Origin of the sequence: Lyngbya confervoides BDU141951 (genome assembly GCF_000817775.3) — a bacterium.
GTDB classification, from domain to species: Bacteria; Cyanobacteriota; Cyanobacteriia; order Thermosynechococcales; family Thermosynechococcaceae; genus Lyngbya; species Lyngbya confervoides.
The window spans coordinates 1-14,328 of record NZ_JTHE03000108.1 but is presented as its reverse complement, the minus strand read 5'-3'; the positions used below and the strand labels follow the sequence as shown (position 1 = coordinate 14,328).

At 51.0% G+C, this 14,328-nt stretch carries 10 protein-coding genes and 1 pseudogene; 2 read left to right on the top strand and 9 right to left on the bottom strand.

From position 1 onward, the window contains the following. On the top strand, positions 1-291 hold a 291-nt coding region (locus QQ91_RS19315), incomplete at its 5' end, for a hypothetical protein (RefSeq protein ID WP_166283408.1). A gap of 172 nt (positions 292-463) precedes the next feature. On the opposite strand, the gene QQ91_RS19310 is transcribed toward QQ91_RS19315, so the two are convergent. Then, on the bottom strand, positions 464-658 hold the full coding sequence (locus tag QQ91_RS19310; RefSeq protein WP_166283406.1) for a DUF4278 domain-containing protein: 195 nt from the start codon (positions 656-658) through the stop codon (positions 464-466). A gap of 454 nt (positions 659-1,112) precedes the next feature. Here QQ91_RS19310 and QQ91_RS19305 point away from each other — a divergent pair, with 454 nt between their 5' ends. Next, complete coding sequence (locus QQ91_RS19305) at positions 1,113-1,727, top strand: hypothetical protein (RefSeq protein ID WP_201277508.1); 615 nt, start codon at positions 1,113-1,115, stop codon at positions 1,725-1,727. Positions 1,728-1,763: 36 nt separating this feature from the next. Here the strand turns inward: QQ91_RS19305 and QQ91_RS19300 are convergent, their stop codons facing one another. The 8 genes and pseudogenes from QQ91_RS19300 to QQ91_RS19265 all read right to left on the bottom strand — a co-directional run. Beyond that, a complete protein-coding gene (locus QQ91_RS19300) occupies positions 1,764-3,095 on the bottom strand; it encodes an META domain-containing protein (protein WP_166283402.1) in 1,332 nt (443 codons plus the stop codon). 134 nt (positions 3,096-3,229) lie between these two features. Then, positions 3,230-4,417, bottom strand: a complete 1,188-nt coding sequence (locus QQ91_RS19295) for a lipase family protein (RefSeq protein ID WP_166283400.1) — start codon at positions 4,415-4,417, stop codon at positions 3,230-3,232. Then, the gene (locus QQ91_RS19290; protein WP_201277507.1) at positions 4,404-5,294 is read right to left on the bottom strand and encodes a hypothetical protein; all 891 of its coding nucleotides are present in this window, start codon (positions 5,292-5,294) and stop codon (positions 4,404-4,406) included. The genes QQ91_RS19295 and QQ91_RS19290 overlap by 14 nt, the downstream gene beginning before the upstream one ends. 38 nt (positions 5,295-5,332) lie before the next feature. After that, positions 5,333-7,834 (bottom strand): CPBP family glutamic-type intramembrane protease, encoded by a 2,502-nt coding sequence (locus tag QQ91_RS19285; RefSeq protein ID WP_166283398.1) that lies wholly within the window; start codon positions 7,832-7,834, stop codon positions 5,333-5,335. Between the two features lie 117 nt (positions 7,835-7,951). Continuing rightward, on the bottom strand, positions 7,952-9,436 hold the full coding sequence (locus QQ91_RS19280; protein ID WP_166283396.1) for an alpha/beta hydrolase: 1,485 nt from the start codon (positions 9,434-9,436) through the stop codon (positions 7,952-7,954). An 18-nt stretch (positions 9,437-9,454) separates the two neighbouring features. After that, the gene (locus QQ91_RS19275; protein WP_166283394.1) at positions 9,455-10,834 is read right to left on the bottom strand and encodes a C45 family autoproteolytic acyltransferase/hydrolase; all 1,380 of its coding nucleotides are present in this window, start codon (positions 10,832-10,834) and stop codon (positions 9,455-9,457) included. Positions 10,835-11,192: 358 nt separating this feature from the next. After that, positions 11,193-12,896 (bottom strand): alginate export family protein, encoded by a 1,704-nt coding sequence (locus QQ91_RS19270; RefSeq protein WP_201277506.1) that lies wholly within the window; start codon positions 12,894-12,896, stop codon positions 11,193-11,195. A 186-nt stretch (positions 12,897-13,082) separates the two neighbouring features. Continuing rightward, positions 13,083-14,249, bottom strand: a pseudogene (locus QQ91_RS19265) (serine hydrolase domain-containing protein); the annotation flags it as partial. Positions 14,250-14,328: the final 79 nt, after the last annotated feature.

Here is a 14,328-nt window from a genome sequence, read left to right as displayed (position 1 = left end):
TCCGTTGCCTCCACTCAGGAAGTCTCGGCAGACCCAGACAGCGCCGAACTGTCCTGGCCCAAGGGCTACAAAAAAGTGGTGACGCATCTGTACGGCCCCACCTTGAAGAAGATTTTGCCGGAGGACCCAGATCAGGAACGGGCCATCCTGACGGCGATCGCCCAGGAAACGGAGGTGGGGGAGAAGCTCCTTGATGACCTGGCCAGTGCCATTGTTAAACGCTCAAAGCGGAGGCTATCCTTATCCAGCGTGAAGGAGGGTCTCAAGCAAAAGATCCAGGAGATGGTGTAAGTTCTGCGTTGACGCCCTGAAGATCGATTCATTCAAAACAGCATCAAGATACCCCGTAAGCGTCCACTGGATTGGTTAATCTCCATCAGGTTGGCTTTCCCAGGGTATCTTGAGTGATTCTCTGTGGGGCCTGGGCTTCTAGGGGAGCGTTCAGGCAAGAAATTAGAGACAATTAGGCATAGTTGACTGTATTCAGTTTTCTGCCTAGAAAGGTGCCCTCTAAAATCAGCTTAACGGGGGCTATGGGTTGTTTTGGGCGTCTCATGCGATAGCCTCGTCCAAGATGGGTCGCCTGCTGTTCCATCTCGACCAGCTCAATCTCGTAAGGGGTGCGGGTGTAGGGGGTTCCGCGATACTTTAATTCCATGATTTCTCTCCAGTAATATAAAATGGCTTGAATCGTTAATTTGTTGAGGAACAAGGGAAAAAGGTGATTAAAGACCCAATAAGACTTGGGTTTGAGGCCTATCGAGGTGAGTCATCCATTGACTTCCCTGGATTGGGATGAACCTGGTGAACGACCTAACAGAACTCTCTCAAAAGTTGAGGAGGGGGTCTATACCGAAAAGTTCAGGAGGTTGTTCAGGAGGCATGTCATATCGATCTAGAAAGTCTGAGCAGGGCTGTGTAGAAGGGACCACAGGCTAACGCTTCAGTGCAAGGAGGTTTTGATGCAGACAGAAAAACTGAGTTAGACAGCGTGCAAAGTTGCCTTGACGATTGTGAGTCTGGGCTCAAAGCGCGGGATGGCAGAAACTTTGCCTCCTGGTATTGTGGAAGCGACCGCAAAACGGCTCGTTACAGTGCAAGGGTTACGGACCATGCGAAAACAGGACAAGGCACTCGAAGTCATCACATCAATCTTATTGGCCCTCGCTTCACTAGTGGCCGCTTGGAGCGCCTACCAGTCCTCGGCTTGGTCCAGCGAGCAGGCCACGATGGCCCAGGTCACGGCGCGCCATCGCCTTGAAGCAACGCGCGCCCTCAACCGCGGGGGCCAATTGCAGATCATGGATGTCCTGGCGTTCATGCAATGGATGGAAGCGAGCAGGGCTGGCAATCAGCCGCTAGCGCAATACTACCGTGACCGCTTCCCCGCCGAGCTTGAGTCGGCCTTCGAGGCGTGGCTGAAGCTCGACCCGGCCAACAATCCCGACGCGCCGTCGCCGTTCACGCTGCCGGAATATGCACCAAGAGTCTGGGCGGCGGCAGACAAGGCCGAGGAGTCCTCCAAGCAGTCATCAGAACGCTTTCAGTACGCGAACGACATCAGCACAGCTTACGTGCGCAACACCTTGTTCACCGCAATAGCCCTGTTTTTCGGAGGCATCGCTGGCCGCTTCGAATACCGCCCTGTCTACCTCGGCATGCTGGTGCTGGCTGCCCTGATGCTGTCGATCGGTATTGGCAACGCTATTATAATGCCGAAGATCTGACAACGGGCACCCGTGTGAGGCGTATTAAAAGCAAAGCTATGGAGAAGTGCCATTCATATCAACAGCCCTCAATTGCGCCACGGTTGCTCCCGCTGAATTCACGAGGATCAGCCTTTCCCCCTCAATACGGTATGTTTCTGCTGTTTCTAGTATCTTTAAGTAGGCCGATTCCTGCTCCATCACACCGTCGGGTTGTCTGCATAGCTTACGTGTTCTGACACTTGGCGCGATCGCCAGAGTATTTTCTGTAGACACATAGTTGGCCATGTAATGATTACAGCCTGCAATCCCCGTGAGTCGGCCATCGTCATGAAACTGTGCAGTAACCACAACACCAGACATGGCTGATACCACTGCCCCTTGCCCATTGTTGTAACTCATGAGTTGCCAGGGCGTGTTGATTAACGGAGGGGCAGCCACTTGGGTAAAGGTCAGTACAGAGTTTCCACTATCATCGAGCAGTTGCATCGCGCCATCAGCCATTGTATAAGCTCTAACCTGTTGTAATGCCGCTAACACGGCCTGTTCCTGCGCTTCAACACTGCCAGGGCAAGCCATCTTTGTTATCCCCTTAAGTTGCAACGACAAGGATCGACCCTCCAGAGTATAGGTACCAAAAAAACGATTGCAGCTGGCCACCCCCCTAACTTGCCCTGCACGAAACTGAATCGTCGGCGGTTCGTTAGTGGCCTGCACGGGGACAACCTCTCCAGCCGCATTGCTGTACTGAGTGAGCGCCCAAAGGGCTGTTTCTAGAGAGGCTGGAGCCGACATCTGCCCAGAGGACTGTTCCTGCATACGAAAATTCTGAACCTTAAATTGCCGATTTGGGCCTGAAGTTAGGGTGGAGACGGGAATGCTTAAACGCTGATTTTCGATGCTGAGGGGACCGTTGCCCCAATCTTGATCTCCGAGTTTAATCGGAGTCAGAACCTGCAAATCACCGTCCACATCTAGCACCGTACTGAGGTAGATCGCGGCGGGAGATTGCAACGCATGATGGGCAACTTTTAAAATAACCGCAGCATCATCTCGACCATTCCCCGTCAAATCGCCAAAGGTTATCCACCCTTTCTGATTCACTAATTCCACGAATAACGACCCATGGCTTGCTTTATAACGACCATAGGACAGGGTCGCCGTTGTATAGGTTGGATGAGTTTCTTGGCCAACAGGCACAATAAAAGTTGCTGATTGCAAGGCTTGCCAACGATCGCACCAGGCTTTTTTTTCTGGTGTAAATACCTCGCGGGTAAGGCAATTGTACCAAATAGGCTCAGACTGCACTCTGGCAAGACTCCCCTGGACAATAACGGCGCCTAAGCTGGCGGCGAGAGCGATGGACCTACGAATCGAAGGTTGATGCATGTCTACACCTCTAAGTTGTTCTTGGCGTTGTTTTTTACTTGGACGGTTCATGTGCTACACCAACGATAAAACGGTAATAGTCAGACGATGAAGAGGAACAATCACTCGGCCCATCATCAGTGGAATAATGCCGTTCAAGCAGTACCACTCAGAGGAAAGTTTCGAATTTGATTGGTTTCAACGTCAGCTTCTACCGCACGGCGGTAGGTATCAACACTATGGTTCGGCAGCATATCGCCCGCTTGAGTGAGAAAAGCCCAGTTTTCGCCCACATGCACAAACTCACTCTGAAGCTTTGTCGGGGGCAGGGTGGGAACGGGGTCAGCCATGTTCGTCACTCGAAAACTGTTGGGCACAATTTTGGCATAGCTCCGGGCAAATTCAGGATCCCCCACGCGGGGACCGGCATAGGCATAGACCTGAAGGTTGGGTTGTATTTGGGGGACCGCGAGGGCAATATCTAGGGCCAGGAGGGTGACCAGGGCTGCCCCCATGCTATGACCGGCCAAATAACATGGCTTATTGGGATTAATTTGGCGCATGGTCTCCACCACCGGCGGATTGATAATCGTGTCGGCGATACCGCGAAAGCCCTGATGGATACGTCCTAGCTTCGCTCCGGTTTGAGGATGCAGATAGTCTTGCTGGACGGCATAGATGTTACCGATCCACTCAGCGATCCGCTGGGTTCCCCGCAAGACCAAGATGCTGTCTTCGTCGGACTCCAATAAAAAACCGTAGAATGCCTCAATTGTGCGCCCAACCTTGACAACTGCTGTGATTCCTGCGCGGATAGCCTCCTCGGTTTGGATCAGGGTTTGATCTAGGGCTGTTGGATCCTTCAGCAGAGTGGGGTCGTCGATCAGGGCTTGCGGGACTTGAATTTCAATGTTGTCATTTACTTGCCGCTCTTTGCCGCGGAAGTGAGTCACCACTCGGTATTGATCTAGACTAGGAGCGTAGTCAAATAGCTGTTTCAGGTTGCCATCGTAGCTGGGGTCGTTGCGGCCGGTGATGTATTGCTGGGTGGAAAGACGACTCAGCAAAATTAGCCGTTTCGAGATGGCTCGATTGTAGGGTATGGGCGGTGGAGGAAACACTGCAGCGGCTTGAATCGCCTGAAATTCCTCCGCCATGCGGATATCCTCCGTAACCGACGATTGAATCAAGTCATCAGGGTCGTAGAATTCTGCGACGTAGGCATCGATCGCGGCCTGTCGGGCTTTCGCTCGCGATCGCCGGATGTGCTCTGTACCCAGCGTGGCAGCTGTACCCGCAGCCACGCCTCCTAACAGAAATTGGCGCCGATTAACTTTGTTCATGATCTTGGTTTTTCAGAGAAGAGAGAGGGGGGTGATTGGCATCGATCAGGGTGGGGAAGATCCGCTTTAGGGCAACGAAGTCGGGGCGCTTTTGGCTGGTGCAAAACTGGTGGGTGGATTGCCCGACAATCCAGGTGGCGGTAGCGAATCCCGCTGCTTTATCGAAGGCACCTAGGTATGGAACTACCACACCTAAACCAACCACGGTGGCCCAAGCCAGCAATCCCGACAATACAGCACCCAGAAACCCAAACCCGTTGCCAATCATCGCCAGAAGATCCTGGCCTTTAGGGTTACCCCAGAGATTACGAATATCCCAGATCATTTTGAGTATTAGCCCCAGCACGACCAGCAGCTTTAACTCCAGGGAACCGCCCCCTGTGATCGGAACCAGCCCCACGATCGCAGTTCCCAGCGCGTAGTCAAAAATCAGTCGCCGCATGTCTCCCTCGCGACCAATCAGGGCAGTCATACCCGTCAGGGCCGAGTTCATCAACTGCTCTGACAGCGGGGCTATCAGAGGTTGCTTAGCCAGCGCTTGCGCCATTTCGGGTGAGAGCTGAAACGCCTCTCTCAATCGGGCTAGAAGCGCGGCTTCTTGGGGTTTCGGGCCTTGGGTACGGGTAATCATGCAAGCCCCGCGATAGACTTGCTGCTGCAAGGCGGGCGTCTGAATCTGGGGCAGCCGAGTTTCGAGGGCAGGGGGATGGCTGAGCAATCTTTCTGGCGTGATCTCCGGCGGCAAGGGCTGAAAGGTGCTCAGCGCCACCAGAAAGGCTTCAAACGCCTTCGGGGTTGGGTCGCCTTTGAGCGTGGCCACTACCGCCAAAACTTCCAGGCAGACGATCTTTTCGGCTGTTAACTCATGGGTCATCATTGCACCTTCAAGATTGAAAATAGGGAAGGACCGTCGGATCACGACAATTGCCTCTCCATGCCTTGCAGTCGCTGGTAGCCACCGAAACCGTAGATCCAGCCCAGGACAACGACCCAATGCACCACTGTCACGGCCCACAGCGATCCGGTGAAGCCATACAGTAGCGTCAGGATTAGTCCAAACCAAACCACCATCAGGAGAAAGCGGCGATCGCGCAATGCCTCTCCTGCCTCAGGACGGACTTGACTGAGTCCCCAATGATAGATCACAAACAAACCGATACTGAGGGCTGCCCAGGCTAGCCAGGAGGCTGGGGAGATCCCTTCGGTGGGATGGGGAAGCAACATGACCCGAAAGACGATCTCCTCTGCTAGGGCTGGGAATAAAAACAGCTTCACCCCGTTGATCAGGCCGCGCAGGGGCGGGGTTCGGGCAATCTGCCCCTGTAGGTAGCCACTCTTGAGTCCAAAGGGCAGCAGGCCGATGGCAATCATCCCCAGGGATAGCAAAACGGCCCCGACCCAAGGACCCGACAGCGGGACGGCAAAGCTGCGGGCCAAGCGCAGGGCGACTCTGGAGACTCCAGGAATCAAGCCAAACAGGGCTGTCGGCGGAATCGGGGCAATGCTGGGGTCAAAACCGCCCAGTTGGTTCGTCCGCAGAAACCAGAGATCGGCATCGTTCTTGAGAAAAATTAGGGCCAGGTCGTCTTGCGCCCAGCGGGGCATCATGCTGCGCCAACTGAAGATGCCTGCGACTAATCCGCTCCGGTTGGCCAGTTGATTGCCGCGCGCATTGACCCCAGCCAGGGTTTCGGCGTTATTTTGCCAATCTGATCGCACGACCCCATAGGGCGATAAGGCTTGGGTCAGATCCTTCCCCAGGGCGGCAAACCGATCGATCCTTTGCACATTGGGATCCTTGGGATGATTGGCGATCCACTGCACCAGATTGGGATCGGTCTCAGCCTGGTGGCGAATTTGGGCGATCGCAATATACAACGCCTGGCTCGAATCCTGCACACAGGAGGTAGCGGGCGTCACCGTTGCCACCCCAGTCCCATCGCCAGTTCGATAGCGAGCCATCATCACCTGGGACTGAATCAGCAACTCTTCAAACAGAGACAGCCGGGTCTCTCCTAGGGGCAGATCTTCAAACTCGTCCAGCTTCACCAGAATGTCAGAAAAGGGACGCTGGCCGATCCAGCCTCGTTGCATATCACCGGCATAGGCTGTCCAGTCTTGCGTCCCCGAGACGATGCCGCCAGTATTGTGGGCATAGATTTGCTGATAGTGAATGTTGAATTGCAACTCCTGGGTGATCGGTTCCCGCGCAATCTGTGCCAACCCAAAGGAAAAATGGCCGGTGACGGTACCCAGGGGCGTTAACTCTTTATTTTCGCCGCCGATGCCGCCAAACAGATGCATCACCAAGGCATAGTCGCCTTCCTGCCAGGCTGCCGTGGCAGCCTCCGGCCCGGTCGCAGTGGGACTCACCAATACCCGCTGAAGTGTGCCTTTGCGGGCTGCGCTATTCCGCCAATTGCCCCGATCAATGTAGTTGCGACCAGCTGTTTCCCCCAGAATTACCTCATCAGGTTGCACTTGAAACAGGGCACGGGGTTTGAGGGCCTGGACGGTGAACATATTTTCTCGATCGACCGCCCCATAAATGTACCAGCCCTCGCGCCCTGCCGGAGAGTCCGCCAGATCACGAATATTCGAGGAAAAGCGATCGTCCTTCAGCATCGGCTGTTGGGGAATCCGAATCGTTTCGACCAGTCCCGAAAAGTCTTTGGTCGCCGGGTCAAAGTGCTGCACCTGGAAATACTCCGTGGGGCAAGGGGGCTCACCGGGACAAACCTCTGGCCGGGGGCGGTTGCGACGGGTATCCGGCTCCAGAATCTTGACCAGGCTATACTCTCGCCCCGTGACCTGAATGGGTTCCAGGGCCACTGTGACCACAGGAACCGTCCCAGTTGTGATCAGCTGTGGCTGGCCCGCCAGTTTCACAGCCACATCATCCTGCGGACGTGCTCCGGCTAAAGATTGCAATGGCCCCACCGCCCGCCGCCCATTCAGTCGGCTGGGCACAATATTGCCCTGGGCGGCAAAGCTCTCGGCTTTCTGCGTCAACTGGACCTCCCGAGTCACCTTCTCCAGGTAAGTTTCCAGGGCGGGTGACGCTTGCCAAGTCAGCTTGACTGTTTTACCCAGCAGGTTGGGATCGGGACTGTGCCAGATCTCCAGCCAGGCCCAATCTCCTGGGTCGGCGTCATACTCAGCGGCGGCAGGTAGGATTAAGCGTCCCAGCCATTCTCCCACAGGACGATAGTCAGCTGAGGAGGGCAGCGGCTGAATCGGGTAGTGGGCCACCTGATTAACGGCGGCGGCCTGGGATAGGGCGTAATTGGAAGCGGGCTGGGCCGGGGCAGACAGACCCACCAGTAAGGCGATCGCCAATGCTCCGACCCAGCCTAAAACACCCCATGCCCAGCTGCGTCGGTAACGATGGAAATAGGCATACAACTGCTGAGACATAACCTCCGTCCTCCGGATTTGGACTTTGGACAATCTTCGAGGACTCAAAATCTTAACCCACCCTTCCGCAAAAGGCATGATGCCCTTCACAAAGTCCTTAGAGAATCTTTCAGTGTCTCATTGCTGCAGGAACTGGACTTTAGACAGGAGACATTGAGTTTCTAAGAAGAATTGATCCGGTTGATCAGCTCCTAGCCATGAATTTTGAGAGTTAGAGCTTTCAGGTTGTGGCTCTACGCAATCACAGACCTCTTGTGCGATCGCCTCTTGGGCTGCGACCAGCACATCCTCTAAGTTTGCGGTTGCCAACTTTACGGCACCTTTTCCCTTCAAATTTTTGGTGAATTTGAGCATCTTCTTAGCATCAATGGTGATGACTTGCCCTGGATAGTTTTGTAACACTTCTAGCAATGAAATCTGTTCGTCATTGATTGCAGATAGCATAATCGATGAGCGCAAGGCTTGCACATTTGTCTGTTTGGAAGGGGTTGTCACGAGTTGTCCGAGTTGGAACAGGGCATATTCTCCTGGAAGACTATAGAGTAGGTTATCGAGATCCTTGGAATTTATCTGTTTTTGATCTGTCAGTAATTCCCTAAGTTTTTGGGGTTTCATCTTGGTCAATCTCAAATAACTTTTCCACTCGCTGGGAACCTTTCCCGTTAACGCAAATTGATTCAAATCTTCAATCTTGAAAGATCGACTCACAGGTCCGAATGTTAGCACGACCTTGCGCGAGACTTGTGGTGTTTTTGGAGATAGCCTAGTTCCATCTAAGGCTGCCAAAAATACCTGTCCCCCGGATTGCGAGGCAAGGTATGAAGAGACGGTTGGAATAACATTAGCCTTGGGCGGGAGGGCGGACTTGTCATTAGATGATGCAAAACTGTGATGACCTGTTCGAATTTCTGGGCTAATCTCTATCTGTCGTTTTAGGCTTAAAAGTGCGGGTGCCGCTTCATCTGAAGGCAGTTGACAGTCACAAACTAAATCTGGCAGCAAATCTTCCAAAAAATTAAATAAGGGTGAGATGCGTTGAACAAATAAATCCACATCTTGATAAACACGGCTTAGCTCACTGACATTCAGCTCAACTTCGGCTTTAGGATAGCGACGGAGTAACTCTAGAAAAGACATATTCTGGTCGAGATAAGCAGACCTTAGTGAGACCACCAGCGGCTGTGGATTTTCTCGATCTAATGGATCGCCTACTAACTTATTCAGCTGAAACAGTACAAATTGGACATCGGTATTGCCCAGAGGAATTCCGGTATCGGGAATGGATGCGTCGAGTAAGGTAGACATCTCCTCAGGAGACGTACCGCTTCGATCTAAAAAGGTTGTGAGTAGACTGGAGGGGGAGCCTCCCTTAGCGAAGGCTTCTAGCTCCTGGAAAGGAATTTTAATACTCTCTTGCGAGCTTCGATGTCTCAAGATGACCGTTTCAGCGGCGATCGCCTTAGACGCATTCGCAATCTGACTAATCATTCCCAGCGTAGCGATAGAGAACAGGATCTTCAAGAGTCTTGACCTGCTTAGAAAATCACCAGACTGGGATAATAAGTTAAGGAGATAAGACATCTTTTTTATTTTTAGAGCCATAAATATATCACCTGGAATTTAGTTCAAGCTTGGGGATGGGCAAGGAACCGCATTGGTCAGTCCTAGCATCTCTCCCATTGAAAAACAGGTAAACGGATTATTGGGGATCGGCACCTCACCGTTGGCAACCCAGAACATTAACCGTTCGGGATCAAAAATCACCTGCCGCAAGGATCCATTGCCTCCAATGCTGGCGTTATCGTCATAGACGGTAGTCGGGCTAGATTCCATCGTGTTTGGGTTCGTGCGATCGCGCAAGACTTGCAATATCGTCTGAGGCGTGAATTGTCCGTACTTTGAGCGTGAACCATCGGGGGCTAGGAGTTGCTGAAAACTCTTAAATCGATTGTGGCTAGATTGATTTGAGGCGTCGCGTCCCAGCATCTCAGCGGAGGCAAAGTGATTCGTCATATATAGGACACCATTAGCAGGTAATTCACGAATTCCCATTTCCTTTCCCAATAGTTCAAAGACTCCTGCCTTCCGTGACTTTGCATCCGTAATAATCACCAAATTCGAACGCATCCGTGGATAGGTTTCCATAATCGCCCTTGCTTCGTCGTAGGTACCTGCATTTTTAATAATGTAAGCCATCAGTTGCACCGTACTCTTACCCTTTACATCCAAATCTTCATAATTCTTAGGATGAGACGTATTATTAGAAATGATCAGTCCCTCTGCATTAAAGCCTGCATTAGGCCATCCCACTCCAGGAATTGTGATCGCCACATGGGGAATACCATCATTGGGCTGTCGAACTTGAATCACCGGATTATCAATCCAGTAGGGCAATGGATTACTGTTATTATCCAAAGTCCAGCCTTGATAGAATCCGTTATCGGGCGTTGCAGAGCCAGCCGTGAGAAAATGGGCGCAGCCATCGTTAAACAAAGCCTTTGGGAGCAAATAAGATAAGTATTCTTGAAAAACGTCACCAAAGGACAGAACCATGCAGGCATCCATTGTCATGCCCACGTCTTTCGCGACAGAAACCATCCCCTCACATTCTTCCACAACACCAGGAAATGACCGTCGGGTTGCCAAGCGAGAAAGCCCCAATCCCCGTCCTGCAAAACTTAATCCATTGAGAACTTCTCGCCCTAGATCTCCAATCTCTTTCTTCAAAAATGTGCCTTGCTGCACTCCCATTTCGTAAGGAGTACCTTTCAGCCAGATGACTTTGATCTTACCGATGTCAAGACGCTTAGGAGATTGGGGAGTCCAGCTCCCTTCCTTAGGCTGCCAAGCTGTTTTCAAACCAGAAGAAGTTTCGTCATGCTGCTGCTGGAGGGATTGTGCGTAAACTGTTTTAGCGATTCCAAAAATATCGATTGTTCCCAACGCTGTAGATATCCCAACCATCCAGAATGCAAATGTTCTACGGGTCAGTCGTAACATCTCGAATAGTCTCCACTCTCACAAAATCAACGGTTATAGCTCCAATTTAAACATAGCTGTATCCTTGATGTTTGCGTAATAAAGACCGAATAATTTAAGACCCGCTTCAAAATGGAGTAATAATTTTTAAGAACATGAAGCGTGCGGAAGATTCGAATCCACGGGTCCGAATCTAAATGAATGGAACTATTGTCAAGGTCGATAATTGATTGATGGCCAAGGGCCAAGATATTGACTCGATAGCAGTATTAGACAGCTATAAGCGGTCAGTTATTATTTAACTGAACACCAGACTTGAATCGATGTCAGAATTTCATCCATTGCTTGGGTGAGTCAGGAGGCAGAGTTCAACCATACCTTAGAAATTAACAACAATATTGGTAAACCACCCATACCACAAGGGAGTATCTTGATCTACAGTAGCCCTAATCCCTGCTCCTGGCAATGAGACACTAAAACCTGTTGTCCAGAAAGTATTGCGATTGAGTACGCGATTGTATTCAAGGAAAAAGTCATCTGCCAGATGGGAGTTATTGACCCCAGAAACCACTCCTGCACCATTTGAGAAGTCGAAGCGAGTTGCCTGACCAAACTGAACCGGACTATTCAACTGATTTGCCCGGATGTGAGCATAACGTAACGTTACTGTATCCTTGACCGAGGGTAATAACCGTAGAGCAAGCTGGTGGGCTTGTACATTGGAGTTAATGAAAACGGTAGCCGACTTTGATCCAGTGGCCCAACTGCTGGGTGAGCCTTCATAAAATAACGGGTCAAAACGCTCTAGAGTTCCGGTATTGGGGTCGTCGCCTGAAAAAGTTTGATAGGAGTAGGTTAGAGTGGGTGACAGGGGCAGATTTTTGAATGTATAACCAGCCTGCACACGCCCAGCCCAGGCTGATAAATTAATTCTATTATTCCATTCGTAGGCTGCATCCAGTGTCAGGAATAGGGGGGCAAATTTGCCCTTAAAGGGTGTGACCCGAGTATATAGATTAGTGACATTGAGGCCTGACCGGGCTTCAGGAATAATGGTTGGAGCACCGATACCGCCCAAAGCCGCTTGAGGGTAAGCAGAATTCGAGTCAAGAATATTGGCATAGGTCAGACCGATATAGTTCTGGTTGGGACGGTCATAACGAAGATCTATCCCGGCCAGACTGGTATTACTGTTGTTCGATGCTAACTCGCGAGGGTTAAGATAGAATAATTTACTCGTGAAATCCTTGTAAGCGATGGTGGCGCTTGCCGCGAATTCCCAGGCTTTTCTAGGACCTAACTTGAGTGCTCCTCGTTCAAACCCGTTAGAGGCTCCATTAGAAATTAGCATTCCGCTTCCCAACTTGAGTTCGCGAGGACCGACTGAAAAGTCCAGGTTAATTCCCTCGGAAGTCTGGGTTCGCAAGCCTAAATATCCCTCCTCAAGCAGTATGCGTCCCGTGTCACCCGTATCGTATGCATCGGTTCCCAGAGTTCCTGATACTACAGTAGAGACTTTTCCATAGAGACTTGTATCATTGCTTAATATACCTTTAAAACTCAGTCCGGGCTTGGCATAAAGTTCTAGCCAGTCTGTATCGGGATTGAATGCTGCATCTGCAGCAAAGGTATCAGATAGATTCCAGAAGAGATTTCGCTCTCCGACAATATTTAGTCCAGCTTGGATGTGTGCACGAACCTCCAAGCCATGGTTATCGTAGAGTAACATTGGATCACGTGTTTTGTGATCTTCTGATTTCGCTTCGGCGGGATCTTGCCCTTCAGGATTCGTTGCTGCGATCGCATCCTCACAGGTTTGGCCTTCACTCAAACTGACGTCGCGTCGAATCGTATCGGAATTAGGTGTTTCGATCCCAGAGGATTGATCGGTATTAAGCGGGGTTTTCTCCTCAATAGGAACTTCAGCTTCAGAGGCAGCAGCGGTTTCTGGTCGGATTGATGCCGGCTCGCATGGTGTGCTGTAATCCTGCGCGACGACTTTAGAAACGAAAAGTAAGCTGAGAAAAAGGGACTTTAAAATCTCAATGAACCTTATTAGTATTAAAATGTTGTGATTACGCATTGATTTCTTGTCAAATGTATCAAGCCTTGTGGAGAGGACGGAAGCCTAGTTTGAAATTCACGCCACCGTCGTGAAAGTTAGTACGCATCTGGACTGCATGAATGTTTGATACCGTCTAGGATGCATATCTCACCGGCTCTAGCAGCGATCAAAAGTTGAAGTAATGTTGAAGTAATGTTGATGTCCCTAGCGAGATACCTGGGAATGCTCAAGTTGCATCAGGTATTCTGCAACAGCTTGATACGCGGGTAAACTAGTTGGATCGATGGCGGCATTGCCAGCCACTGGATGTGATGCAAATCGGGCAATGACCATTTCAGCCGTTGGATCAATGTAGAGAACTTGACCATGTACACCCCGTGCCATGTAGGCACCATGTTTGTTGTGGCTAATCCACCACATACCACGATAGCTCCAGCCTTTGAGCAACTTATATCCAGCATCTGAAAAGGCACGGCGACTGCCACCCTTACGAATCCTCTGAATCACCGAGGCAGGAACAACCTGCTGATCCAAAACTTTGCCTTCATTAAGCATCATTTGCCCGAAACGAGCCATGTCACGCAGACTAGAATTAAATCCGCCGCCCGCAAACGGTGTTCCAATAGAATCAACGGAAATGAAAGCATCCATATCCGCACCTATTTTGCTCCAAATTTTTTCGGAAATGACCTCAGAGACAGATTGACCGGTGACACGACTGATTAACCAGCCCAAGACATCGGTATTGATGGTTTTGTAGGCAAAACTAGAACCATGCTGCCCCTCCTTTTGCACCGTCTGCAGAAATTCAAAATAGGTTCTCGGACCAGTATAGTCAGCAGGTTTGGGGAGGGGATTTCCAGCCGCTGCATGTTGCCAGACCTCAGCATTGGGATCGCTATAATCTTCGCTGTAGGCCAAGCCAGTTCTCATATCTAGAACTTGACGCACCGTAGCGTCACCAAAAGCACTGTCCGTTAATTCCGGGATGTATTCCCGGATCAAGCGGTCTTCATCAAGTTTACCTTCCTCTACCAGTATTTCCCCGAGTAAGCCAATCAGGGATTTGGTCATGGACATCGCCCCATGTCGGTTATAAGGGGTGAGGCAACCGGAGAAAGCTTCGTAAACCACCTTACCTCGGTGCATGACCAGAATCCCATCGGTAAAATTAGCTGCCAGGGATTCTTTCCAGGTCATGGGCTTGGTCGAACCCAGGGGCATGAAGGTCACTTCATCAATCCCGGCTATCGCTTTTTGTTCGAGGGGATGTGAAGGCTCTAATCGACGACTGATCATCTTGGTGGGCATCAACTGCTGGAAATTACACACTGTCCAGCGCCACTGGGGAAATTTGGCGAAGCTGTTGTCGTGGCACTGGTTCCGTTGCCTGGGTCAGTGTTAATCCTTTCAATATCTGAATTTGAGCGATAATGTAATTTCCTATCAA

Excerpts from the sequence above, each read along its gene's own strand:
- QQ91_RS19305 (WP_201277508.1), top strand. The coding sequence starts at position 1,113 with ATGCGAAAACAGGACAAGGCACTCGAAGTCATCACATCAATCTTATTG.
- QQ91_RS19285 (WP_166283398.1), bottom strand. The coding sequence starts at position 7,834 with ATGTCTCAGCAGTTGTATGCCTATTTCCATCGTTACCGACGCAGCTGG.
- QQ91_RS19270 (WP_201277506.1), bottom strand. The coding sequence starts at position 12,896 with ATGCGTAATCACAACATTTTAATACTAATAAGGTTCATTGAGATTTTA.
- QQ91_RS19275 (WP_166283394.1), bottom strand. The coding sequence starts at position 10,834 with ATGTTACGACTGACCCGTAGAACATTTGCATTCTGGATGGTTGGGATA.
- QQ91_RS19295 (WP_166283400.1), bottom strand. The coding sequence starts at position 4,417 with ATGAACAAAGTTAATCGGCGCCAATTTCTGTTAGGAGGCGTGGCTGCG.
- QQ91_RS19290 (WP_201277507.1), bottom strand. The coding sequence starts at position 5,294 with ATGATGACCCATGAGTTAACAGCCGAAAAGATCGTCTGCCTGGAAGTT.
- QQ91_RS19310 (WP_166283406.1), bottom strand. The coding sequence starts at position 658 with ATGGAATTAAAGTATCGCGGAACCCCCTACACCCGCACCCCTTACGAG.
- QQ91_RS19300 (WP_166283402.1), bottom strand. The coding sequence starts at position 3,095 with ATGCATCAACCTTCGATTCGTAGGTCCATCGCTCTCGCCGCCAGCTTA.
- QQ91_RS19280 (WP_166283396.1), bottom strand. The coding sequence starts at position 9,436 with ATGGCTCTAAAAATAAAAAAGATGTCTTATCTCCTTAACTTATTATCC.